20 protein-coding genes are annotated in these 20,339 nt (G+C 44.8%); 2 read left to right on the forward strand and 18 right to left on the reverse strand.

Annotation, left to right across the window (positions count from 1 at the left end):
• The first annotated feature begins 12 nt into the window (after positions 1-12).
• Positions 13-1,419: an MATE family efflux transporter gene (locus ACO05Z_RS06610; RefSeq protein ID WP_421901366.1), complete on the forward strand. Its 1,407-nt coding sequence runs from the start codon at positions 13-15 to the stop codon at positions 1,417-1,419.
• A gap of 81 nt (positions 1,420-1,500) precedes the next feature.
• Here ACO05Z_RS06610 and ACO05Z_RS06615 read toward each other — a convergent pair whose 3' ends face one another.
• The 11 genes from ACO05Z_RS06615 to ACO05Z_RS06665 form a co-directional block, all read right to left on the reverse strand.
• Entirely contained in the window at positions 1,501-2,505 is a 1,005-nt protein-coding gene (locus ACO05Z_RS06615; protein ID WP_421901367.1) for a class I SAM-dependent methyltransferase, read from the reverse strand.
• A 69-nt stretch (positions 2,506-2,574) separates the two neighbouring features.
• Entirely contained in the window at positions 2,575-4,638 is a 2,064-nt protein-coding gene (locus ACO05Z_RS06620; RefSeq protein WP_421901368.1) for a TonB-dependent receptor, read from the reverse strand.
• Positions 4,639-4,822: 184 nt separating this feature from the next.
• Positions 4,823-5,791: a helix-turn-helix domain-containing protein gene (locus ACO05Z_RS06625; protein WP_421901369.1), complete on the reverse strand. Its 969-nt coding sequence runs from the start codon at positions 5,789-5,791 to the stop codon at positions 4,823-4,825.
• Positions 5,792-5,944: 153 nt separating this feature from the next.
• Positions 5,945-6,856 (reverse strand): DUF4198 domain-containing protein, encoded by a 912-nt coding sequence (locus ACO05Z_RS06630; RefSeq protein WP_421901370.1) that lies wholly within the window; start codon positions 6,854-6,856, stop codon positions 5,945-5,947.
• Positions 6,857-6,873: 17 nt separating this feature from the next.
• Entirely contained in the window at positions 6,874-7,179 is a 306-nt protein-coding gene (locus ACO05Z_RS06635) for a hypothetical protein (protein ID WP_421901371.1), read from the reverse strand.
• 4 nt (positions 7,180-7,183) lie between these two features.
• Positions 7,184-8,389: a tetratricopeptide repeat protein gene (locus tag ACO05Z_RS06640; protein ID WP_421901372.1), complete on the reverse strand. Its 1,206-nt coding sequence runs from the start codon at positions 8,387-8,389 to the stop codon at positions 7,184-7,186.
• Complete coding sequence (locus tag ACO05Z_RS06645) at positions 8,386-9,039, reverse strand: TonB family protein (RefSeq protein ID WP_421901373.1); 654 nt, start codon at positions 9,037-9,039, stop codon at positions 8,386-8,388. Before ACO05Z_RS06645 ends, ACO05Z_RS06640 begins: the two co-directional genes overlap by 4 nt.
• Complete coding sequence (locus ACO05Z_RS06650) at positions 9,036-9,449, reverse strand: ExbD/TolR family protein (protein ID WP_421901374.1); 414 nt, start codon at positions 9,447-9,449, stop codon at positions 9,036-9,038. The genes ACO05Z_RS06645 and ACO05Z_RS06650 overlap by 4 nt, the downstream gene beginning before the upstream one ends.
• A gap of 4 nt (positions 9,450-9,453) precedes the next feature.
• Positions 9,454-10,038 carry a MotA/TolQ/ExbB proton channel family protein gene (locus tag ACO05Z_RS06655; RefSeq protein WP_421901375.1) on the reverse strand — a complete coding sequence of 195 codons (585 nt, stop codon included), beginning with the start codon at positions 10,036-10,038 and terminating at the stop codon, positions 9,454-9,456.
• Positions 10,028-11,455, reverse strand: a complete 1,428-nt coding sequence (locus ACO05Z_RS06660; protein WP_421901376.1) for a MotA/TolQ/ExbB proton channel family protein — start codon at positions 11,453-11,455, stop codon at positions 10,028-10,030. The genes ACO05Z_RS06655 and ACO05Z_RS06660 overlap by 11 nt, the downstream gene beginning before the upstream one ends.
• 12 nt (positions 11,456-11,467) lie before the next feature.
• Positions 11,468-12,229, reverse strand: coding sequence for a DUF3450 domain-containing protein (locus ACO05Z_RS06665; RefSeq protein ID WP_421901377.1), 762 nt, complete (start codon positions 12,227-12,229; stop codon positions 11,468-11,470).
• Positions 12,230-12,695: 466 nt separating this feature from the next.
• Here ACO05Z_RS06665 and ACO05Z_RS06670 point away from each other — a divergent pair, with 466 nt between their 5' ends.
• Positions 12,696-14,111 carry a hypothetical protein gene (locus tag ACO05Z_RS06670; RefSeq protein ID WP_421901378.1) on the forward strand — a complete coding sequence of 472 codons (1,416 nt, stop codon included), beginning with the start codon at positions 12,696-12,698 and terminating at the stop codon, positions 14,109-14,111.
• 279 nt (positions 14,112-14,390) lie between these two features.
• Here the strand turns inward: ACO05Z_RS06670 and ACO05Z_RS06675 are convergent, their stop codons facing one another.
• From ACO05Z_RS06675 to ACO05Z_RS06705, 7 genes are all read right to left on the reverse strand, one after another.
• A complete protein-coding gene (locus tag ACO05Z_RS06675) occupies positions 14,391-15,548 on the reverse strand; it encodes a serine hydrolase domain-containing protein (protein ID WP_421901379.1) in 1,158 nt (385 codons plus the stop codon).
• A 152-nt stretch (positions 15,549-15,700) separates the two neighbouring features.
• The gene (locus ACO05Z_RS06680; RefSeq protein ID WP_421901380.1) at positions 15,701-16,327 is read right to left on the reverse strand and encodes a trimeric intracellular cation channel family protein; all 627 of its coding nucleotides are present in this window, start codon (positions 16,325-16,327) and stop codon (positions 15,701-15,703) included.
• Between the two features lie 235 nt (positions 16,328-16,562).
• Positions 16,563-17,345, reverse strand: a complete 783-nt coding sequence (locus ACO05Z_RS06685; protein ID WP_421901381.1) for a hypothetical protein — start codon at positions 17,343-17,345, stop codon at positions 16,563-16,565.
• 268 nt (positions 17,346-17,613) lie between these two features.
• Positions 17,614-18,150, reverse strand: a complete 537-nt coding sequence (locus ACO05Z_RS06690; RefSeq protein ID WP_421901382.1) for an adenylyl-sulfate kinase — start codon at positions 18,148-18,150, stop codon at positions 17,614-17,616.
• Positions 18,151-18,156: 6 nt separating this feature from the next.
• Entirely contained in the window at positions 18,157-18,930 is a 774-nt protein-coding gene (locus ACO05Z_RS06695; protein ID WP_421901383.1) for a class I SAM-dependent methyltransferase, read from the reverse strand.
• A gap of 22 nt (positions 18,931-18,952) precedes the next feature.
• Positions 18,953-19,711, reverse strand: a complete 759-nt coding sequence (locus tag ACO05Z_RS06700; protein ID WP_421901384.1) for a phosphocholine cytidylyltransferase family protein — start codon at positions 19,709-19,711, stop codon at positions 18,953-18,955.
• Between the two features lie 14 nt (positions 19,712-19,725).
• Positions 19,726-20,331 carry a gamma-glutamyl-gamma-aminobutyrate hydrolase family protein gene (locus tag ACO05Z_RS06705; RefSeq protein ID WP_421901385.1) on the reverse strand — a complete coding sequence of 202 codons (606 nt, stop codon included), beginning with the start codon at positions 20,329-20,331 and terminating at the stop codon, positions 19,726-19,728.
• Positions 20,332-20,339: the final 8 nt, after the last annotated feature.

Raw genomic sequence — 20,339 nt, forward strand, 5'->3', positions numbered from 1 at the left:
AAAGGAAAGTACATGAAAAGCAGTTCTTTATGGAAAGATATGGCTGGTATTGCAGCTCTTATGGGACCGATACTTATCACCCAGTACGCACAGATTGCCAACGGGGTGGTGGATACTCTTATGTGCGGGCGGCTTGATGCTCAGGCATTGGGAGCGGTTGGACTTGGAGTTGCCGTCTGGGTTCCCATGCAGGCATTCCTTATAGGTATTCTTTACGGTCTTCTTGTGGAGCTTGCTCAGCTTTGCGGGGCCGGCAAAGAGTCGGAAGTATCTTTTACCACGCAACAGGCCGCATGGCTTGGGGTTGTCCTTGCCGGCGTTATGGGGGTACTCATCTATTTTGCGTCAGCCCAATTAACTGTTTTAGGGTTGCCGCAGGAACTTGTGCCCATGGTTGAAAAATATTTGCGTGGTCTGGCTTGGGGATTCCCGTTTTGCGGCTTGTTTTACAGCTTGCGTTTTTATTGTGAAGGGCAGGGAGCTCCTAAAGCGGTGACAGCCATTTCCATCGGTGCGGTAGGATGTAATATTCTACTTAATTACGGTCTTATGTTCGGCGGATTCGGATTGCCTGCGCTCGGATTGCAGGGTTGCGGTATTGCGACCGGCCTGTGCTGGGTTCTCACTTTTGTTGCCGCGGCTGTTTATGTGTCTGTTGCTTCTCGGTTTGCCGGGAGCAGACTTTTTAAGACCATGTTTGCACCGGCTATTACTTCAGTTGTACAACTATTTCGTGTCGGGCTGCCGATCGGCATTGCATTTCTTTCCGAATATCTGGTCATGGCCTGCATTGCACTCATGATCGGACGTCTTGGAACAGTTGCTGTTGCCAGCCATCAGATTACCTACAACTTCTCATTAGTGCTGTTTACTCTGCCTGTGGCACTTTCTATAGCTATCAGCATTGTCGTGGGACAAGCTCGTGGTGCACAGGACACAGCGCTTGAACGGCGCATGGTTAGTACCGGGATGTTGATGTCTACGGTTATTGGAGTTTTCTTGACTGTATTGCTGCTATTTATGGCAACATGGATTCCTACTCTTTATACTAATGATCCTGATGTGCTGCATCTGGCTGGTGCTCTGCTGACTATTGCAGCATTTTTTCAGCTTACAGATTCCATTCAGATCGGCCTTTCAGGGGCTTTGCGAGGCATTCATGACACTACGGTTCCCCTGATTCTGACTGCCGCCAGTTACTGGGGAGTAGGTATTCCTCTTGGATACATACTTTCCGAGGGCACAGAATTTACCGCCGGCATCCTCCCACAGATGGGAGTTCAGGGGTGGTGGATAGGATTGATTGTGTCTATTTCATTGGCCGGAATGTTACTCTTTGTACGTGTAAGGCGAAGTTTCTGGGGTGCGGAAGTTGTGGCACAGGTGGAAACTGAAACACTGGCAGAAGAGTCTGTCTGATCGTTTTGCGGTAGATAATTTAAAGGTCACCTTACGGTGACCTTTTTTGTCCCTGCTGCGCAGTGTCTGTGCGGCGGGGCTTTATTTTTGTCCGGCAACAATGGCTCCGATCCCGTTGTATCCTGCTGAAGCCGGGGGCGGGCAGTGAAAGCCTGCTTTTTCCAATTTTGCAATCAGTTCAGCGGTGTCGATGAAATGTGTGTCGTATCCGCTCATTCTGGTTATGAATTCGAGTGTGTTTGCATAGTCTGGAGGTAGGCTGCCGTTTTTATCCATATGCTGGGTTACGAACCAGCCTCCACTATTCAGGGCATTGTGAATCATGTTTAGGATTTCATCCAGTTTGTCCATGAAGGCATAGAGCACGTGTGATGCAATGATCAGGTCGTAGTGCTTTTTGGAAAGCTGTTCTGAGCGGAGATCTCTTGGAATGAGCGTTATCCGGTCCTGATATTTGTGCAGCGGGATGTGCTTTGCCGCAACCTCACAGACCTCCGGGAAGTCGGTAATTTCACCTGACAGGGTTGGGTTTTTATCAAGCAGGGCCATGGTGAATTCTCCGTGGCAGCCGCCGATATCGCACATTGTGCGCATTTGTGGAAATTCAGGCAGGGAATATATGAATTCCGTGGTGTCCTGCAAAGCTCCAAGTCGGGCATGGGCCGCAGAACCCTTAATGGATTCTTCCATGGCCCAGCTTTCATCGCAGTTCTCTCTGGAATCATTTGCGCCTTTCAGGGTGGTAAGCAGGTTGCTGCTGATGGACTCGTTGAAGTGACAGTTAATCTTGAGCAGACTACCTTGGTAGTGTGGCGCATTCGTGATCATGTGTTCGGATGATAGCCGGGAGTTCGTGTAGCCTTCAGCTGTCTTGATTAACAGGCCGTTGGCTGTGAGCAGTTCGAGCATGGCTGTGGTTGGCTGCTCTTTAAATCCCCTTTTTTTTGCATATTCTCCAGAAGAAAAAAAATGCTCCTCGAAATCATCAAAGAGCTTTATTTTCAGACATTCCATAATAGTACGAAAGACAACACCGTTCATCATGAGTGATTCAATTTTTAGAAAATCAGTAGCAGGTCGATTCATTTTTCTCTTCACGTGGTTGAGGGCTAAAAAAGGACTTCCCGCAAAGGGAAGCCCTTTGCTGATGGATGATTAGAAACGGGCTGTCAGTTCAAGGCCGACGGAACGTGGCGCGCCCTGCTGGATCAGGGTCGGGCCACCCCAGTCCCATTTGTTTTCAGTGTAGTTCTCGTCAAAAACGTTTTTAGCCCAGAGAATTACATCGTAGTCCTCGCTTTCGTAGCCCAAACGGGTGTTAACCAGAGTTCGGGCATCGTTTTTCTGCAGGTTCTTAGTGTCGGAGTAGTATGAGCTGCTGCCAACAACGTCGGCACCGGCAAGAAAACCATTTTCCCAGCGGTAGGTCGCACCCACGGCGTAACTCCATTCCGGTGAGCCGGGGGTTGTTTTGCCGTCATAATTATATGGGTCTGCTCCGGTGGTTTCCCAGTCTTTCATTTCACTGCACAAGTAGCCCAGCGAAGAGGAGAGGGTCAGCGGTTTGATGGGTTGGTATTTGATTTCGAGTTCTGCGCCGTAGGATTGAACCTTTGCGGCATTCACAATTTTGCGGGCTTCCGGGTTTCCGGCAGTCGGTTCCATCTGTGCGACCTGCTTGTCCTGAACATCAATAAAAAAGAGCGCGAAGTTAGCAGTCATTGTTTTATCCAGCAGGGTGGATTTTATGCCGAGTTCGTATGTCCAACTGTATTCAGGATTATAAGAGAATTGCTCCTGTGATTCAGCAGTGGAATAGTCAAAACCTCCTGCAAGATAGCCTTTCGCTACTTTTGCGTATGACATTATGTCTTCGGTAATATTGTAAGCCAAAGTCGCGGTCGGAAGAAGTTCAAGATAATTTAGATCCTTGTCGAAGTGCGCAACGGTTATACCGTTGTCGTAATCCTGTTTACCTGAAAGGCTGGTGGAGTCGAGGCGGAGTCCTCCTGTCAGGTGCCATTCGGATGTTATATTCCATGTGGCCTGACCGAAAGCGGCAGCTCCCCAGTTATCCTGTTTGGTGTTATGGATCATTCCGGCTTCGTATATGGTATTAATATCTTCTGAGTATCCGTAGAGTCCGGCAAGCCAGTCAATAGTCCGGCCTTCTTCTTTGGGAGAGGTGAAACGCAGTTCCTGACTGTAGATGGTCACATCGTATTCCCCGTTGGAATTGCCGAACGGTTGCGGGGTCATGTCCATGTCATTGGAGAACTTTTGCAGGTAACCCTGACGCCCGGTAAGGGAGGTGATTTCAAAGTCACCCATGTCATGCTCAATTTTGAGCAGTTCCATGTCCGCGTTTACATTGTTTCGGTTTGCACCATCCCATTGCAGGGTGTTGCGTTTGGTGGCGGAATCGCCGCTGGTAAAGCGGTATTCAGCCATGCCGTCGCTTTTATCGCGGGCTTCTAAGGTAAGTGATACGGCTGTGTCGTCAGTGGGAGTCCAGCGGGTAATGGCTCTTCCTGTAAGATGCTCAACCTTGTTGGCTGGTTCATCTTTATAGGTGTTTTCCATCCAGCCATCGGAGGATTCAATCTGTCCGGTCAAACGCATAGCCAGAGTGTCTTTGGCAACGGGCAGGTTGAGTGAGAATCCACCCTTATAGATGGGATTAAGGTCATCGCCGTCCCATAGGCCGATACCGGCGATAATCTTGGCTTCCAACTCGTTAGTGGGCTGCTTGGTGATAACGTTGATTACACCCGCTTCCGAGTTGCGCCCGTAAAGGGTGCCCTGAGGTCCTTTCAAGACTTCAATCCTTTCAAGGTCGACAAAATCAAGGTCCTGCATCTGATGCAGGGGGTAGTTCATTCCATCAACATAAAATCCGGTGGAAGAGGTCATTCCACCTGCAAAAGAGGAAATACCGCGGATTACGATTTTGTTTTCCGGGCCGTTTTTGCGGATGGAAAGGTTGGGTACATAATCGATCAGGTCGTGAAACCTTTCAATATGGTGTTCATCCAGTTCTATCTCAGAGAAAGCGTTGACGCTTGTGGGGGCTTCCTGAATGTTTTCCCCTCGTTTCTGAGCGGTTATGGTTATCGGTTGCAGCTGGTAGTCTGTTGAGTTGCCGTCCGCATATGCCCCTGCAGGAAAGCCAATCAACAGAGCAAGCAAAGCTCCTGTAAATTTACTCCATTTAGCCATTTTACACTCCATAATGTTGTATTCATATGTAAAAGCAGAATTGTATTTAAAATGAATTTCAATTTCATTCTTGCATCTGCTGAATGAATATTTGCTAAAAAAGAATGCACTGCAGCTGAAAAGAAAAGCAGCCCTGTAAATACAGGACTGCTTTTTCTGGGAGATTGGCAGGTATGGAAAATTTTTATGAACTGCTGAACAATTGTTTTGCCAATATTTCAGACTGATATTTTTTGGGTTGTGTACCGTATGTTGAACTGAAAACCCTTGAAAAATGGCTGGGGTTGGAGAATCCGCACTCATAAGCTATTTCAGCAATATTGAATTTACCGTCTTCAATCATCCTTCGCGCGCATTCAAGGCGTATTTCACGCAGAACATTAAAGACCGTGTTGCCGTATACAGAGCGGAAAACCTTGTTCAATCTTGTATGGGTAAGTCCTACCGTCTGGGCTAATTCTTGTAATGACGGAGGAGATACAAGATCATCAATCAGGATTGCGTGGGCTTTTTGTACGGCTTCATGTTCGAAGGAAGATATTCCCTTGCTGGCATTAAGAGCCGAGTCCAATGTGCCTAACTGGGTGTAAAGCAACTCCATGGCCTTGTATTCGAGAAATACTTTTTTGCGCGTTCCTTCCAGCTGGCAGTCGATTATTTGTTTCACGGTCAATTGCAAGGGGAATGGCAGGGCAGAAGTCATGAAGAAGGTTTTTCCAGCATCGCCGTTAGTCAGCTTCTGAATTTCGCAATCTGTCTGCTGGGCCAGTTGCTGAAATATTTCCAATGAAATTTGCAAGCCGACAGCTTGAAGCGGTTCTTCCGGTTCAATATGCGATATTCCGGTTGAATTTGGCAGATAGGATAATGTACAGCAGCCCGGTTTTGTGCTCAATTTTATGTCTTTGCCGGAACTGTCACGCAGGATATTTGTTGTGGTTCCGGAGAGGCAGTACAAGAATTCAACCGGAGATTTTTCAATTTTGAAATTAAAGCTTAGGTGTTTAGCTACTGGCGGGGAATTTTGCACCAACAGTTTTATGCCGTGGCGAATAAGGTATTCATCCCAGACAATCTGCTTTTCGGTTTCGGGGAAAAGTGTTTCCTGCATTTTGGAAAGTTTTTTCCATGTATTCACATCAACAGTGACCATATTCACTCCTTGCGGGTATTCACTAACAGTATGAAGGTGAAGTTGCAAGTCGTTATCATCTGGGTAGGCAGGTTGAGTATTCCCTGCTGAATGATTTACTAGAAAAGGAGCCGGAAGTGTTGTTCCGACTCCTTTATTTGTGGAATGGTCTGTTTATGGTTTGACGGTGAAGCTTACTGAGGCTGCTGAGAAATTTTTGCGGCACTTGGTTGCGTACTTTTTCATAGTTCCTTTTGTAGTAACTTCCTGAGGCAGTAAAACGTTTGCCACCCAGTGTCCGGCGGTGGGGATTCTGAATTGGGCTTTTCCATCCATGATATACGCTGAAAGGAAGAAGCCGTCCGGAGTGCCGAAGGTATCACTCATGAGAGTCATGTAGTTGATGCCGTTGCTGTTGGTAGTGACCGGTTTGCCCATAAAGCTAACCGAGAATTCAACGATCTCTCCGGTTTGCATAGAGCTGAGGTCCGTTTCAGGGATTATTTCCAGATCATAGCCCATAGCTGTGGGGCGTTGCCACTTTTCTACTGCATAGAAGGATTTGGCATTCATGCTAAACCGGAAACTTTCAAAGACCTGCTCTACGTCCTTCAATTCGTCGAGAGGTTTGGGTGCCATGCGCATTTTACCCTTGTTGTCTTTGTAACGGGTGAAGAATCCCGGTTTGCATGTAGCACAGACCTGATAAACACCAGCTTTGCTGTCAGGGAGACGGGATATCTTTTTTATTCCGGCATCTCCGCTGATGATGTTTGCATAGGAGGCGTGTTTGTCTGTTCTGGTTTCGGTCTGTGGTAGTCCCAATGATATGCGTTTCCCATCCGGAGTGACCAGTTCATAAGTTTCAAGATTTACGGAGCCCTCCGTTGAGCTGATCAGGTCATCAAGGGGCGGAGTATGTCCCCAGCCTAATGCGGAAATGACATGCCCGGGAGCGTGGGTTTTGGATTCAAAAAGGTTGACCCAAAAAGAGTGGGCTTGTGCCTTGGGAGCAGTCATGAATACCGCGATAAGCATGGTTGCGGCAAATAATGATGCTTTCTGTATAGCTGTTTGTGTTTTCATAATATCCTCTTGTTGGTTTAAATCCCGTCTTCTCTGGCGGTGTGGCCCGGTCCGGCATCCAGCTCAACTTCGTAGGGAACGGTCGGTTTATTAAAGGTGCATTCACCGTTTTCATCTGTTTTGCCTTGCCAGATAACGCTGTTATCCAGTGTGTTGATCAGTCTGACCGGAGTTGCTACGGGTGCTTCTCCGGTGGAGTACATACCGGCCAGATCAACTGTTCCGTCTTCGTTGTCCATGAGAGTGAAGTACAGGGTGTGGGCTTGAACAGCCGTTGTTCCCAGCAGAATAATCATAGTCAGAATCAGGCATATTTTTTTCATTGCTTTATCCTTTACTTGCTTCCGCTCTGGCTTCTTCAAGGTCATCCAGTGCGGCTAAGGCACTTTGAGCTCTGCTTTTGTATTTTTTGAGTCCTGTGAGTTGCTGAAAATCTTTTCGGGAAAACTCCCACTGTTTGAGCTCCCAAAAACAAAGAGCCCTGTATAGCCTTGCTTCCGGTGTAGGTGTTTTTTTCAGGCAGAGTGAAAAGATCGCTTTTGCCGCGCCATATTTGCGCAGCGAGTAAAGCAGTTTGCCTTTAGTTATCATAAGCTGTTGAAAAGAAGTCCCTTCTGGTTCGTTGTTCAGTGACCTGTTGATAATTTTGAGGGCTTCCTGAGGTTTTCCTGCCCTGTCATAAAGTAGGGCAAGTTCCTGAGCCTGTTTTGGGGTTAGTTGTCTGCCATATAGGCGGCTCATTGCATTTGCGGCTTTGAGCGGGGCGTTAATGTATTTATAGATCTGGAGCAGCTGTCGACTCTCTTGATCCGTGGGAGAGATGAAGCTGTAGCCCATCTCCAGCGCCGCCGCAGCTTGAACATATCTGTTGCGGTCCATTTCGACTTTTGCCAGCAGCTTCCAGTATTCAGCTTCCTGCGGGAATTTCTTGAGTAATGTATCAAGGTAGCTCAGGGCCTTGTTCTGTTGTCCTGCCTGCAGATATGAATGCACAGCGAGCTTTATCCATTCTTTTTTAGGGCCTTGTGTTGATGCCAGCAATCTGGACAACACCCGTGCGGACTTGGCGTATTTTTCGCCCTCGTAAAAGGCCGCTCCGGCATGGTAGAGCATGCGGGGTTCTTTGGGATCAGTCAGTTCGTACGTTCTTTCAAACAAACTGGCCGCTTGTGCGTATTTTTGCTGTCCATAAAGGAGCACTGCACTGTTGTGGCAGAGCGGTTTATTTTCCGGGTATAGTTTCAGGCCGCTCATGAAAGCTTCAAGGGCGCCCGCTTTATCTCCGGTGTCATTCCTTGCTCCACCCTGCATGATGAAAACTTCCGCAGGTACTGTTTCTTTTGTGCTTTGCAGATATTGGCTGAGGATTTTATCTGCCTCAGCCAATTTTTCATTTTTGATGCAATTTTGCGCTTGGATTAGGGCATGTCTGGCCTGTGGCGGGAAATCTTTTGCAAAAGCGATAGTCCCATAAAGGATGATGGCCGTGCAAAGTAGAACCCGCACTCCGGTTATGAAAATTGTATGCTTCATTTGGTAAGCTCGAAGTTGAAGGGAAGCAGGACCCAGGTGTCCACATCATTCCCGGCATAGCGTCCGGGTTTGAAACGCCAACGTCTGGCTGCACTCAGGGCTGCCGTATCGAAAATCCCAACAGGCGAGGAAGAGTGGACTGTGATATTGTCAGGCTTGCCGTCTTTTCTGACCAGCAGCCTAAGCACCACCTTTCCTTCTGTCCGGGAACGCCTTGCAGCGTATGGGTACTCGGGGGGAACACTGCGCAGGACCTGCGGAACATCATCAACCTCATTAATATTGAAGCCCATGTCACCCAGAGAGCCCGCAGGTAGGGAAATCCCTCCACTGAGTGATGGGTGGATATCTGCATCAAAAGAGGGCATCCGCATCTGCATAACCGGAGCAACTTGCTTAGGAGCGGCTTTGGCCGTGAATTTCAGATCCAGATCTTTGGGTGGTTCCGGTTCATCCTGTGGTTTTTCAATCTTTTCCTCAATAACCTGCTTCGGTTCCGGGGCAGCCAAGCGGATTGCCCCTTCGATTTCGGGCATGCTTTGGGGACGGTCTATTTCCGTAAGGCAGACCATACCCAGGCTTATCCCTCCAGCCATGAACAGAGCGAGAAGCAGGCACAGAGAATATGCGCCGACACTGCGGGTGCTCATTTCGGTTTCCTCGCGGCAACGCTGACATTTTTAACTCCTGCCAGACGGCATTGATCCAGAACTTGAACCAGTGTTCCTGTGTTGCTGGCTTTGTCGGCAACAACAACGGCGGAACCGTCCGGTGTCTCTGCGAGGAATCTTTCCATATAAGCACGTACGGAGCGGATATCCAGAGAGCGGCCTTCAACAAAGACCCGGCCTTGGGCGGTCAGCCCGAGGATTACGCTTGCTTTAGCCTTGGTTTCGGCTGATTGGGCCGAGGGACGCTCCACCTCCACTCCGGCTTCACGCACAAAGCTGGTGGTGACGATGAAAAAGATCAAAAGAATGAAAACCATATCAATCAGCGGGGTCATGTTTATTTCACATGAACTGCTGCGCAATTTTCTGTTTCGGCGGATGTTCATCATGTCCTTATTCTCCGGGGCGGGAGGCTGTTTTTCCGGTTGTGCCGTGTTGTAGTCCGATGCAGAAAAGCTCTATCCGTTTACTGAGTTTGTCAGCCCTGCTGTAGAGGATTGCTCCAAAAAGCATTCCCGGCACAGCGGCGATAAGCCCGCTCTGGGTGGTTATCAGGGCTTCGGAAATGCCGGAAGCAAGTGCTCTGGCATTACCGGTGCCGGATATAGCGATCACATCAAATGTTGAAATCATGCCGGTTACTGTTCCCAGTAGACCCAGCAGAGGTGCAAGGGCCGCAAGGACCATGATGGTGCGGATATGGCGCATGGCATTTGATTGTTGGGCGGCTTGAATTGAATTCAGGGCCTTTTGGTTTAATTCCGCATTATTGCATCGTTGCATCTGGTACTGGGTGTGGATTTCCTTTTGCCATCCGGCATACTCTGCTGTCTTTTCACTTTTTTTGACGAGCATGAAGAAACGGATTTTGATGAAGATCAAAGTCCACATCACAATAGAGAGCAGGAAAATGGGAATAATGATTTCCCCGCCGTTTTGGATATGGAACAGCCATTGCTCAAGAATGCTATGCAACATCTCCGTACACCGTGCCCTTTTCTGTGGCTGGTTCCTTTTTCATCAGGGCAACAGCAATGCTGGCTCCTTTTTCTTCCATATCACCCACAATTTTATCCACCCTGCGGTCGAGGATATGATGTAAGAGCATGATGGGTACTGCTACTGCCAGACCCAGCTGGGTTGTGACCAGTGCTTCGGAAATTCCTCCGGACATCATGCGCGGGTCTCCTGTTCCGTATATGGTAATAATCTGGAAAGTGTTGATCATGCCGGTTACTGTGCCGAGCAGCCCCAATAAAGGTGCCACTGCGGCCAGCACGTTCAAGGTTGGTAGGAATCTCTCAAGTAAGGGCATTTCTTTAAGAAGACCTTCCTGAAAAGCATTTTCGAGGACTTCTTTGCTGGTTCCGGCGTATTGCAGGGTATGATTGATAACGCGGCAGGTGGGGAAGCTGGATTTCTGTAAGCAGAATTCTCGGCACTGGGGCCATTGTCCCTGAGAAATCATTTCAATGATGTGGCTCATGTTCTTGCTTGAATTGGCTCGGATTCGGCTCAGGGCAATGAAGCGTTCAATAATGAGAAGGGCAGCAATTAAACCTACAAGCAGGATCGGCCAAACCAGAATACCTCCGGCAGAAAGCCATTCGGTAAAACTTTTTTGCGTCTGAGCCAGACGCTGCAAAGCCGCGCCGTTAGATATGTCCACGGGGAAAAGATTGCTTTTCCCGTCAAAGAAGTCATTGATTGTGCCGGATAGCTGCCAGCCCGGTTTCCCCGCAACAGCCTTTAACCCGTTGCCGTTCGAGTCTGGTCGCAGAAAACCCAGCTCCCCGTCAGGAGTTCTGAAAACGGTTGCAAAAGTACCGACGCGGATGGTTTCGCCATTGGTCTTGCGGCCGTCTTCAGTGATGAAGTTGGTGTCCTTATGGCTTATTTCTCCTCCTGCACGCATTTCATCCAGATAGAGATGGAGGAGATTTCTGATGCTTTCCATGCCGGGAAAAATGTTCGGCTTGAGTATGGATTCAAGCACAGGCTGGCGGTCCGGGTGGTCGGGGGTGGTCAGGCTTTCACTGAAAAAATCGCCAGCCTGTTTGGCAGAGGTACGTATTGCGCCGTCAATTGTTTTCAGCTCATGAGCCTGTTCCGCCAGCTCTTCTTTCAGTTTTTTTTCTTCTGCCAGAAGTGCTTCGTACTGATTCTTTAATGCCTTGAAATTTTGTTTCTTTCCGGCAATGGATTTTTTTAATGCTGAAGATTCGCTAAGTAGTTCTTTCTTTTGGGCAGCGATACTGCGGCGGGTCTGTGCAGCTTCTGCTCGAGCGGTTTTGTAGTTTTCATTAACTTTCTGGGATACCGATTCCAAGTCGGCAGCCTGTGTTGAAGCGGCAAGAGTCAATATAGCCAGCAATGTAATTATAATTTTTTTCATGTTTTTTCCTGATCAGATATTATCGGCAGGCTGGGCAACAGGCAGAGAGATAAGCTCAACCGCCCGTTTGCGCGAGGCCATATCTTTGGCTTTTTGAATGTCTCTGGAAAATTCACTGCTAACCGGGACCCATATTTTTTTGTTGCGGTCCCAGTAGCCGGAAGATTTACCGTCTTCAGTCTGATAATAGAGGGCGGTCCGTCCCAGCCGGAAAATTGAGACAGTGGTCGGGATACCGCCCAGCTCAATCTGTTCGGAAGTGTTTTCAACATTGCGTCCGTACTCTGTTTCTATCTGCAGGGCCTCAAATACCCGGCGGAGTTTTTCGCTCAGCTCAAGATGATAATCATCAAGGGAGTCTCGCAGGAATGCGATGCGCTGGGTCCGTTCCTTATTCAGAAAGGGCAGGTCGGCTTTGATTTGTTCCTCCAGCCTATCGACAATTGTTTCGAGAAAAGGCTCGAGTTCCATGCTGATTTTTTGAGCTTCGATTTTACGTCGCTTCAATTCTGCTATGGTTTTCTGTTGCCTTTGGACGTAGCGCTGATACTTTGAGTTCTGGAAGGTCATCCAGTCATCAAGCATTTTCATGTTTGTGATTTCAGCGGCTAGGTCCTTTTTTTCGTCATCCCATTTCTGATATTCTTCAGAAGCAGCGGCTTCCGTTTTCAGCGCAGAGATGGCCTTTTCATAGGCTGGTTGTGATGCTGCGCCTGACTCATTCGCTGTCAGCGTGAGCATCAACAGTGCCCCAAGAGTTATCGATTTAAGCATGGAAAAACTCATATTTTGGTTAAAGTGATTTTGATTATGAAAGTCTCTATCAATACAAAGCGAAAACTGCAAGTATGCAGCGGCCAGTTTTCATATGTTAGAAACGGCGGTAGCCCGACATAGTCATAAACATCCGTCTTGATATTTATGAAAATTTAAATTTTCTACTCTTTGAAGAATAAAAAATGCTCCGTAAGGGATTTTGTGTGGCTTGAGTGTCCGGCAAAATCTTTAGATTGTGGGTTAGACATCGGATAGCTAAGTTTTTTGGGTAGAAGAAGCGTTTCAATAATGGAGCGAATCCATGCTCGAAATTTACGGTAATGACTTAGATTAATTTTGGTGCGTAGGTTTTTTGAGAGCAATTTAACCCTCGCTATTTGCTGATTAAGAAGTAATTATGTTTACACTTGAAGTTAGAAAGAAAATGGGGTTATTAATCGGTAAATCAAGATAGGAGTAAGATATGGCATTTCAGTATATAGATCTGTTTGATGATGAGTTGTACTTTCCTGAAGAGTATGGCGTAAAAGGTGGGGTGAATGAAAAACTTCTTCATCTTGAAAATACAATACGCCTTCAAATTGTTATGGCTTTGTTAAGTGGGAAACAGATAGTCATACCCGAACAGTGGATGTCTTCGTCAGCTACTTGTTTGAAAATTGTTTCTGAGGTTACCCGGGGATATTTGAAATATAGGCAAAACCCCGAAAATGAGTCATCTGAAAATCAAGTCTCCCCTCCTTTTATTATTGGTTATCTTTCAGATTCTGGTGTTGGAGGAATGGATCATTATGTTTCATGCTTTTTGAAACGTCTCAAAGGAAATAATAGGTTATGCTTTTCGCCTAAACTTTCTCTTGAAGACAATAAAGAAAACGCGAGTACTAGATCTGAACTTATTAATTTTTTTGACACAGAGAAGCGATATCAGTTTGATTCTGTGGGCGTGCGTGATGAGCTTAAAGATATTATAGGTAATGGTAAAATAGCTGGGTATATTTTAGATATCGTTCGTTATTTCAATAGTTTTCCGGAGAATCCAAAGAAAAGCCCTAGAATGTATTTTTATTATGACAAATCTCAGTATTATGCTGGAATTGAGAACAAGTTAAGACAAGTCCGTGCCAAGTGCGTTCCGAGCGCTACTAATGATAGTTATGAAAAAGAAATTTATGAGGAACTGGAACTGTTTTTTAGAACTGCAAAGGATAAGCATAATATCCCTATCGGGGAACTCCTTATGCTTTGGTGGCATTCTCAGAAAGGAGGTTATACCAGCCAAGCAAAGATTTTTATAGAAAACATCGGGCGCAATATACTTCATTCTTCACTGGCAGAGCAAATTAATTGTGATTACAGTTCTTTTTTTCATGGTTGTATAAATACTAAAATCGAAGATGAGTATTTGTTTAAAATCGATCCCGTTGTTAAGAATTCTGTTGCTCTGAGTTGGGGTGATAATAATAAAAAAGGTGATGATTTTGATATTTTTGCACGTAAATTCAGTCGTCGGCTTTTTGAGGAAACGGATAGAAACGATGTCGTTAGGAAGGAGTGGAGCGATAATTGGCAAGGTATATTTGAGACAATGGATAGCAAAGATTTTGTTAGTCGTTATGCAGAGAAAAGAACTAAGTTTATAAAAGATGCAGAGAAATATAAGAATTATTTTGATGATGATATTTCGATTAAAAGTATGAATTCATTTTATGAAAATCTGGGTAAGTATGTTGAACCACATGGTTTTTTTACCAAGATTAGTTCTAATGGAGATTCTTACTGGGGAGTATTTAATGAATCTCATTTGAAAAGGAATGCTATCGGCGCACTCATTCCTGGGGTATTGGGGGGGGGGAGCGGTTCAGTCAGTAGATGGTGATCCCCTTAGTTCTTGTATAAGTTTTGCTGCAGGAGCCGGTGTGCCAGTTTTTGAGTATTTTTTTTGCGGGAAGTATAGAGAAGATTGGCGTTCATTAGAGTATGTCAGACAAAGGAGAAAAAGAGCAGCCCAAGAAGAAGACACTATGAAAGGTCATATGCAGCAGAAATAAATTTAATATTTTCGGTTCTTAAGATGATTAAGAGTTAGCATTTAAGTATAAATAGAGTTTCAGTTAAGACATCCATTTCGTTAAGAGAAATGGATGTCTCTGTTTAATTATCCAATTGCATCAAGAATTTGATAAATAGGCATTGGGGATCTGTTGGTTACAACAGCCGCAATGTCTTTATCTTTTGTGTATATTCTCAAAGCTGAACTGAATCCCGGTGCAGAGCCATCAGTCATAATAAAAGTTTTACCATTGCTCTTGCCTATTTTTAGTCCCATTCCTGAGCGGAGTTCCCACTTTTGGGATGAACCTGTCATGGCGGTGGTTCCGGCAATCATTTGGGAAAAGGAATCTGTTTTGAGGAGGCCGTTCTCTTGGCCTAAAAAACCGTCCAACAGTGCCTTTCCGAAGATGTATAAATCTTCAATTGTTCCAAAAAGTCCGGAAGCTGCGAGAGTGTTAGGATAAAACTCAAAAGGTGAAAAGTAACTAATAGACGTCGGAGGAATGGCCTGCTCAAGTGCGCTTGGGTAGAAATGTTCAGTAAGTAGTTTGTATAGGCTGGAACTTTCAACCTGACCTTCAGCGAAGTTTATTTGCTCTTTTGGCCGATAGAAAAAAGTGTTTTTCAGTCCTAAGGGCTCGATTATACTGGCGACGATATATTCATCATATTTCTGACCAGATACTTTTTCTATGATCGCTCCAAGCAAGTGGTATCCGAAGTTCGAATAACCATAATGAGTACCGGGCTGGTGCTTAATTTTTTTAAAAGAGTGGAGCTGTTGTTTAAGAAAGGACTGCGTGCCTATATAATTCTTTTTTGAACTATGACTCCATGAGAATAGTTCTGGGCCTTCTTGCGGAAGTCCTGATGTGTGGTTTAGAAGGTGCTTGATTTCTATCTTGTCACCATTCGGAAAATCTAAATATTTAGATATGCTATCGTTAAGTGAAAGCAGATTTTTTTCACGTAGCTGCATTATACCAATGGCTGTGAAAGTCTTTGTTATCGAATACCATCTGAATACAGTTTTACGGTCAGGATTTGACTTGTCTTTGTGATTTTTGTGCCCAGCGAAGGAAAAATGAACTTTCCCATCTTTTTGTTGATGAGTTGTTGTTATAGCAGGATTGTTGGTTGCGCTTGCAAAGTCATTAATTGCTTTATTGTGATCTGCATTGGGAACAAATTCATTTTTTTTCTTTTTAAATTGATTAGAAATAAGCCATGCAGCCAATTTTAGCTTGAGGGGAAATTTCATTAATTAGTCCGGTCTAGGATGCTGTTTATTTAAGATTTTGAAATCGTTGGTAGAATAATTATCCTAAATAGTCTTTGCTCTCAATTGCTTTTTGGTTCTTAGCGTGAAAACATTCATACCTTTGGTCAACTAGATGACTTGCAGTAATCCTACTAGTTTTCAGCTTCCTCATCACCACTATAAGTCAACCATCGCGGATAATATAAATTATAATGAATCGCGAGAAGACGGAAAATAATTATCGTGGCGACACCGCACAGCCATGAGCTGCTGAAAGCCGGGAAATAACGGTCGAGTAGTGCATACAGGATTGCTCCTAAAAGGGCAGGGGTTGCATAAAATTCTCTCCCAAGGAGTAGGGGCATCCTTCCGGTAAGAACGTCTCGAAGCATGCCTCCTGAAATGCCGGTGATAAGCCCCATCAGTACTGAAACCGTATAATTGTTGCCTAGGCTAAGGGCTTTTTGCATGGCCGTTATAGTGAAAAGGGCCATGCCGAATGTGTCAATATAGATGAACAATTTCAGGATACGGGAAACATGGCGAACACAAAAAAATGTGATAATCGCAGCGATTATAGCCACCCACAGGTAGGTCAGGTCTGCTATCCAAAATACCGGACGAGCATCGAGAATCATGTCCCTTAATGTCCCGCCGCCGAGTGCTGTTACAACCCCAAGCAAAACGATACTGAAAATATCCATATTCCGCTTTCCTGCTGCAATTACACCAGTTACGGAAAATGCTACAATTCCCAGCATCCCAAGATAATAAACCATGGAGATTTGTCCTTTATCAATTTTTGAGATTCTTTTGTCGTATCCGAAATAGCGCAGTATCTGAAATAGTATTAAAAAACAACTAGATCTGCTCCATATACATCAGCAAATCATCGCTTCTTAATCAGGAAACTTGGTAGCGCAAAGTTAATGTTGTATAATGCTTAGTCCGTAGTGTGAGGTGATAATAACTCACGAAGGATCTGCATTTTGGGAAAAGTTATAGTTAAATTAATTAATAGTTAATGATAAGCTTATGATCAATATTGTTAGTGTCTATGCCGAATTTTGGGTTGTATTCACCCCAGCCGATTACTTCTATGTTTGGACCTGAAGAGCAATGTGAAGATAGGTATTTTTGAATAGTTGTTAATCGTCTCTCGCGTAAAGATGCACAATATGCTTCCGGTTGAGATTTTGAGCAGTCATTTTGGAGTAAGTCAATTGTAATATCATTTATGCCTTGTTGAGTAAAAAAGTTACAAAGCTGTTTCAAATGTATCAAGCTTGATTCTTTTAGTTCTGGGCTTCCTGGTTTAAATTTTATCTTTTCAATAGCACTCTCAATATTAAAAGAAGGCGTTTGTTTAGGCGTGACAGGGCCAGACATTTCTACATAACTTTTTTCTTGAAATGTAAAGATTATAAGTACAACTCCTAGTGTTGCTAATACAAGTCCCGGCGATGCTGTTTCTAATCTGACCTTAGTGTCTTCATTTTCCAAGCCGAGGGAGTACATTTCTTGACTTAATCTGAGGACATAAAGTGTTCCAATGAAAACAAGTATGAAACCAAGAAATATTACTGTTAGTTTAGTAAATGCAAAATCCATTGCTCTGGATAAAATAAGTGTCGATTGAATTGCCCCTTCACTGCATGTCTCTGCCAGAGAGATGCCAATGGAATAATTTTTCCACGACAAATATAGATTTAAAATGAACATAAAGCAGATGAAAATAATCAGAGAGCATCCAATGACAAACAAATATCTATCAATTTTATTTGAATGATTAACCATATCTGCCCCCCCTGGTGCTTGAAGAAATGTTTCGTCTTAGTGTGCAGAAATAATAGGGGTAAAAGTGCACTCATGTATACAGTCTAGGCCACGGACATTGTACACTTTAATCTGAATATAGTTCAGTTTGTTGCTTAAAACAATTCTTATATGAATTAAATCAATGTGGGAGAACAGGCCAGATAGAATTTAAGGCTCGTGTGGTTGTATCTTTGATGAGGGTAAAGCTGCCCCTTAATCGGAGTAAGGAGCAGCTTTTGGGGGTGAGCTATTTAAAATTTGAAATTGTCGCTCTATCTAAAATATCAAGAGCCACTTCGCTGACGTCATTTAAGTCTTCGTTGTTGAAAATGGTCATTTCTGGGTTTTTGGGAAATTCAGGCGTTAAATCCATTCCGGGTAAATTTTCAGCATCGCCGGTGGCTATATGTTTATATAGTCCTTTGGGATCCCGTTTTTTCAGTGTATCTAAATCCGCCCTGATCCATACTTCAAAATAATCAGGAAAATTCTTTCGATTCCATTCATGGATTTCGTGATACAAGGACATCGTGGCAACTATGACGACCAGCCCCTGCCTTGCGGCCATATTGGCAAATCTGCTTATTCTATAAGCATTCAGTATTCTGCTTTCAGGGTCGTGCCCACAATTATGGTCAGCAACAGCCTCACGGAACTGATCTCCATCCAGGAGAAGGGGCGTTTTTCCCTTCTCCCGGAGGAGTTCCTGCATTTTTTTTGCTATGGTTGACTTACCAGACGCGGAAAGGCCGGTAAGCCAGATCACTTTTCCAGAATTACCCATACTAGATTACCTGCATCTGGCAAGCCAAGCCCTTGTCTGATAGTGGGCATTAATATGATCAATTTTGCTGGATTCTTTCCCGATGTAAGTCATAAATTCATTGAATCGGTCTTCACCGGCCTGAACTCTTATATCGTTAACAGAATTCCAGAGTCCGATATATCTTTCCTGACTTTGCTGCTCGACGTGGAAACCTTCCAGATAAACCACATCATCGAAACAACCGCATTCAGAAAGGCGGGAGTGCAAATTATCGCAAAATTCGGATCGGCCAGAGGATTTTCGTTTAAGGTTAGGCAATAGCTTATGTAGGTATTCTTCTACGTCTTTGGTGAAGGGATCTCGTTCTACTGCCCGAGTGTTCCACAAGGCAAGAAAATAACCACCTGATTTAAGAAGTCTTGAAAACTCTGTGGTAGCCCGATCAAAATCAGGCCAATGAAAAGAAGAAGCCATTGTAACGAGTTCACAGCAATTGGCTTCAAGGCCTGTTTCTTCCGCAGAGCCATTAACATATGAAATGTTTGTGTCCTTGCAGTCTTCAATTCCATGAGTTCGCATGTCTTCATTAGGTTCAACAGCTGTAACTCTAATGCCTTTGTTGGCAAGCATTCTACTGAAGATTCCTGTTCCGGCCCCGGCATCTACAGCTCTTATGGCTTCAGTCTCAGGAAAACTGTTGGAAACAGCTTTGCATACAAGGTCAACAACCATACCAGAATAACCGGGTCTGTATTTGCTGTAGTTCTCTGCCAACCCGGAAAAATCTCCATGTTTCATCTTTACTCCCATATATATTTGGTTATCTCCAGTCATGACTCCAAGTACTATGGCTGGCCGAATGTTTCAAAATCTGTTTTTCGTAAGCATTTATATCGCTGGCGGAATCAGCTTCACACCATTTGCCTTCAACAGCTATAACACCAATATTTATCTTCTCCTTAATGAGGAGATTGAAAAGCGCGGTCATATCCAGCTTGGCAACTTTATCCCGTCCCAAAGTATCGAGGAGATCTGAAATTGTTTTCCAGCCTTTGGGGGTAAAGCGCATAAGACCCATAAATTGTCCCTGAATTTGTGAATAATCTAAGGCAGTTTGCCCAATTTCTTTAAGTGTTCCATTTTCTTGGAAAAATGTTTCGGCATCACTTAAAGGATCGGCAAACCTTAGTTCCCATAGTTTACGCCACATTGTGTCGTAAGTCATGGCAATGTCGTACTCGCTTTCCGAAATGGCTTTGACATGATCCGGATGGTAAACAATATCCGAATAGGAAACAATGCAGGGCTCATCAGTCAGCCATGGTGCTGCCTGCCTGAGGGTTTCAACCATGTTGCTTTTATCCCAGTATGGATTATCAATAGTGCTGAAATCACCTTGCAGTTTCTCTGCCAGATAACCACGAACAACAAGAATATCATCGACTCCTCCCTTACGCAGGGCACCAAGTTGCCAATGCAGCAGAGGCTTGTCCATGAGTTTGATCATACATTTCGGTTGATCATCAGTTCTCTCTTTCATCCGTGATCCGCGACCAGCCGCTAAAATGATTGCCTTCATAGTTTGACCGTACTTTAAATTGTTTTGAATAATGATCTGAAAATAGCGAAATCAGTTTCCGAAAAAGACTCCTCTCTTTCCGGATGCCACATAAGCCCGATCTGTTTATAATTTAAAGAATATGCGGCTTCAACAAATCCTTCTGCGTCAAGTGCCAAAGGCACAAAAGGTTCAATCAGAGTATCAAGGTTGATACCATTAGAATGGAAAGAGTTCACCGAAGCTTCTCCAGCTGGAACAAAAGGATTTTTCTTAAAATATACCGAATGCCTTTTAGCAACATGCTTATCAGGTGAGACTTCCGCTGTTCTGCCTCCCAAAAACGTGTGCAACATTTGAAAGCCTCTGCAAATACCGATGAGTGGGATTTTTTCTTTGATACAGAGGTCGATTAAGGTCGATTCTGTCTCATCCCGTTCAGGATAAGCACTGTAGCTTTCTCCACCAGAGAGAATTACGCAGTTAAGCCCGAAGGCTTTGACTGTGTTAACTATGTCCTTACCAATATTGGGTAAAGCGCACCACACAGATCCGGGCAGGGCTGCTGCAATAAAAGACTGCCACGTAAGGGCTAGTCCGTCTCGGGGTTCGTTATAGTCACAGGCGTCAGAACGCCTCATTGTGACTC

This window comes from Maridesulfovibrio sp. (assembly GCF_965230075.1).
Taxonomy (GTDB): Bacteria; Desulfobacterota; Desulfovibrionia; order Desulfovibrionales; family Desulfovibrionaceae; genus Maridesulfovibrio.

Bases quoted from the DNA above. Each gene is read 5' to 3' on its own strand.
- ACO05Z_RS06685 (WP_421901381.1), bottom strand. From the start codon at position 17,345: ATGGTTAATCATTCAAATAAAATTGATAGATATTTGTTTGTCATTGGA.
- ACO05Z_RS06635 (WP_421901371.1), bottom strand. From the start codon at position 7,179: ATGAAAAAAATATGCCTGATTCTGACTATGATTATTCTGCTGGGAACA.
- ACO05Z_RS06620 (WP_421901368.1), bottom strand. From the start codon at position 4,638: ATGGCTAAATGGAGTAAATTTACAGGAGCTTTGCTTGCTCTGTTGATT.
- ACO05Z_RS06675 (WP_421901379.1), bottom strand. From the start codon at position 15,548: ATGAAATTTCCCCTCAAGCTAAAATTGGCTGCATGGCTTATTTCTAAT.
- ACO05Z_RS06690 (WP_421901382.1), bottom strand. From the start codon at position 18,150: ATGGGTAATTCTGGAAAAGTGATCTGGCTTACCGGCCTTTCCGCGTCT.
- ACO05Z_RS06665 (WP_421901377.1), bottom strand. From the start codon at position 12,229: ATGCTTAAATCGATAACTCTTGGGGCACTGTTGATGCTCACGCTGACA.
- ACO05Z_RS06655 (WP_421901375.1), bottom strand. From the start codon at position 10,038: ATGTTGCATAGCATTCTTGAGCAATGGCTGTTCCATATCCAAAACGGC.
- ACO05Z_RS06610 (WP_421901366.1), top strand. From the start codon at position 13: ATGAAAAGCAGTTCTTTATGGAAAGATATGGCTGGTATTGCAGCTCTT.
- ACO05Z_RS06640 (WP_421901372.1), bottom strand. From the start codon at position 8,389: ATGAAGCATACAATTTTCATAACCGGAGTGCGGGTTCTACTTTGCACG.
- ACO05Z_RS06680 (WP_421901380.1), bottom strand. From the start codon at position 16,327: ATGGTTTATTATCTTGGGATGCTGGGAATTGTAGCATTTTCCGTAACT.
- ACO05Z_RS06695 (WP_421901383.1), bottom strand. From the start codon at position 18,930: ATGAAACATGGAGATTTTTCCGGGTTGGCAGAGAACTACAGCAAATAC.
- ACO05Z_RS06625 (WP_421901369.1), bottom strand. From the start codon at position 5,791: ATGGTCACTGTTGATGTGAATACATGGAAAAAACTTTCCAAAATGCAG.
- ACO05Z_RS06660 (WP_421901376.1), bottom strand. From the start codon at position 11,455: ATGAAAAAAATTATAATTACATTGCTGGCTATATTGACTCTTGCCGCT.
- ACO05Z_RS06650 (WP_421901374.1), bottom strand. From the start codon at position 9,449: ATGATGAACATCCGCCGAAACAGAAAATTGCGCAGCAGTTCATGTGAA.
- ACO05Z_RS06705 (WP_421901385.1), bottom strand. From the start codon at position 20,331: ATGAGGCGTTCTGACGCCTGTGACTATAACGAACCCCGAGACGGACTA.
- ACO05Z_RS06670 (WP_421901378.1), top strand. From the start codon at position 12,696: ATGGCATTTCAGTATATAGATCTGTTTGATGATGAGTTGTACTTTCCT.
- ACO05Z_RS06630 (WP_421901370.1), bottom strand. From the start codon at position 6,856: ATGAAAACACAAACAGCTATACAGAAAGCATCATTATTTGCCGCAACC.
- ACO05Z_RS06645 (WP_421901373.1), bottom strand. From the start codon at position 9,039: ATGAGCACCCGCAGTGTCGGCGCATATTCTCTGTGCCTGCTTCTCGCT.
- ACO05Z_RS06700 (WP_421901384.1), bottom strand. From the start codon at position 19,711: ATGAAGGCAATCATTTTAGCGGCTGGTCGCGGATCACGGATGAAAGAG.
- ACO05Z_RS06615 (WP_421901367.1), bottom strand. From the start codon at position 2,505: ATGAATCGACCTGCTACTGATTTTCTAAAAATTGAATCACTCATGATG.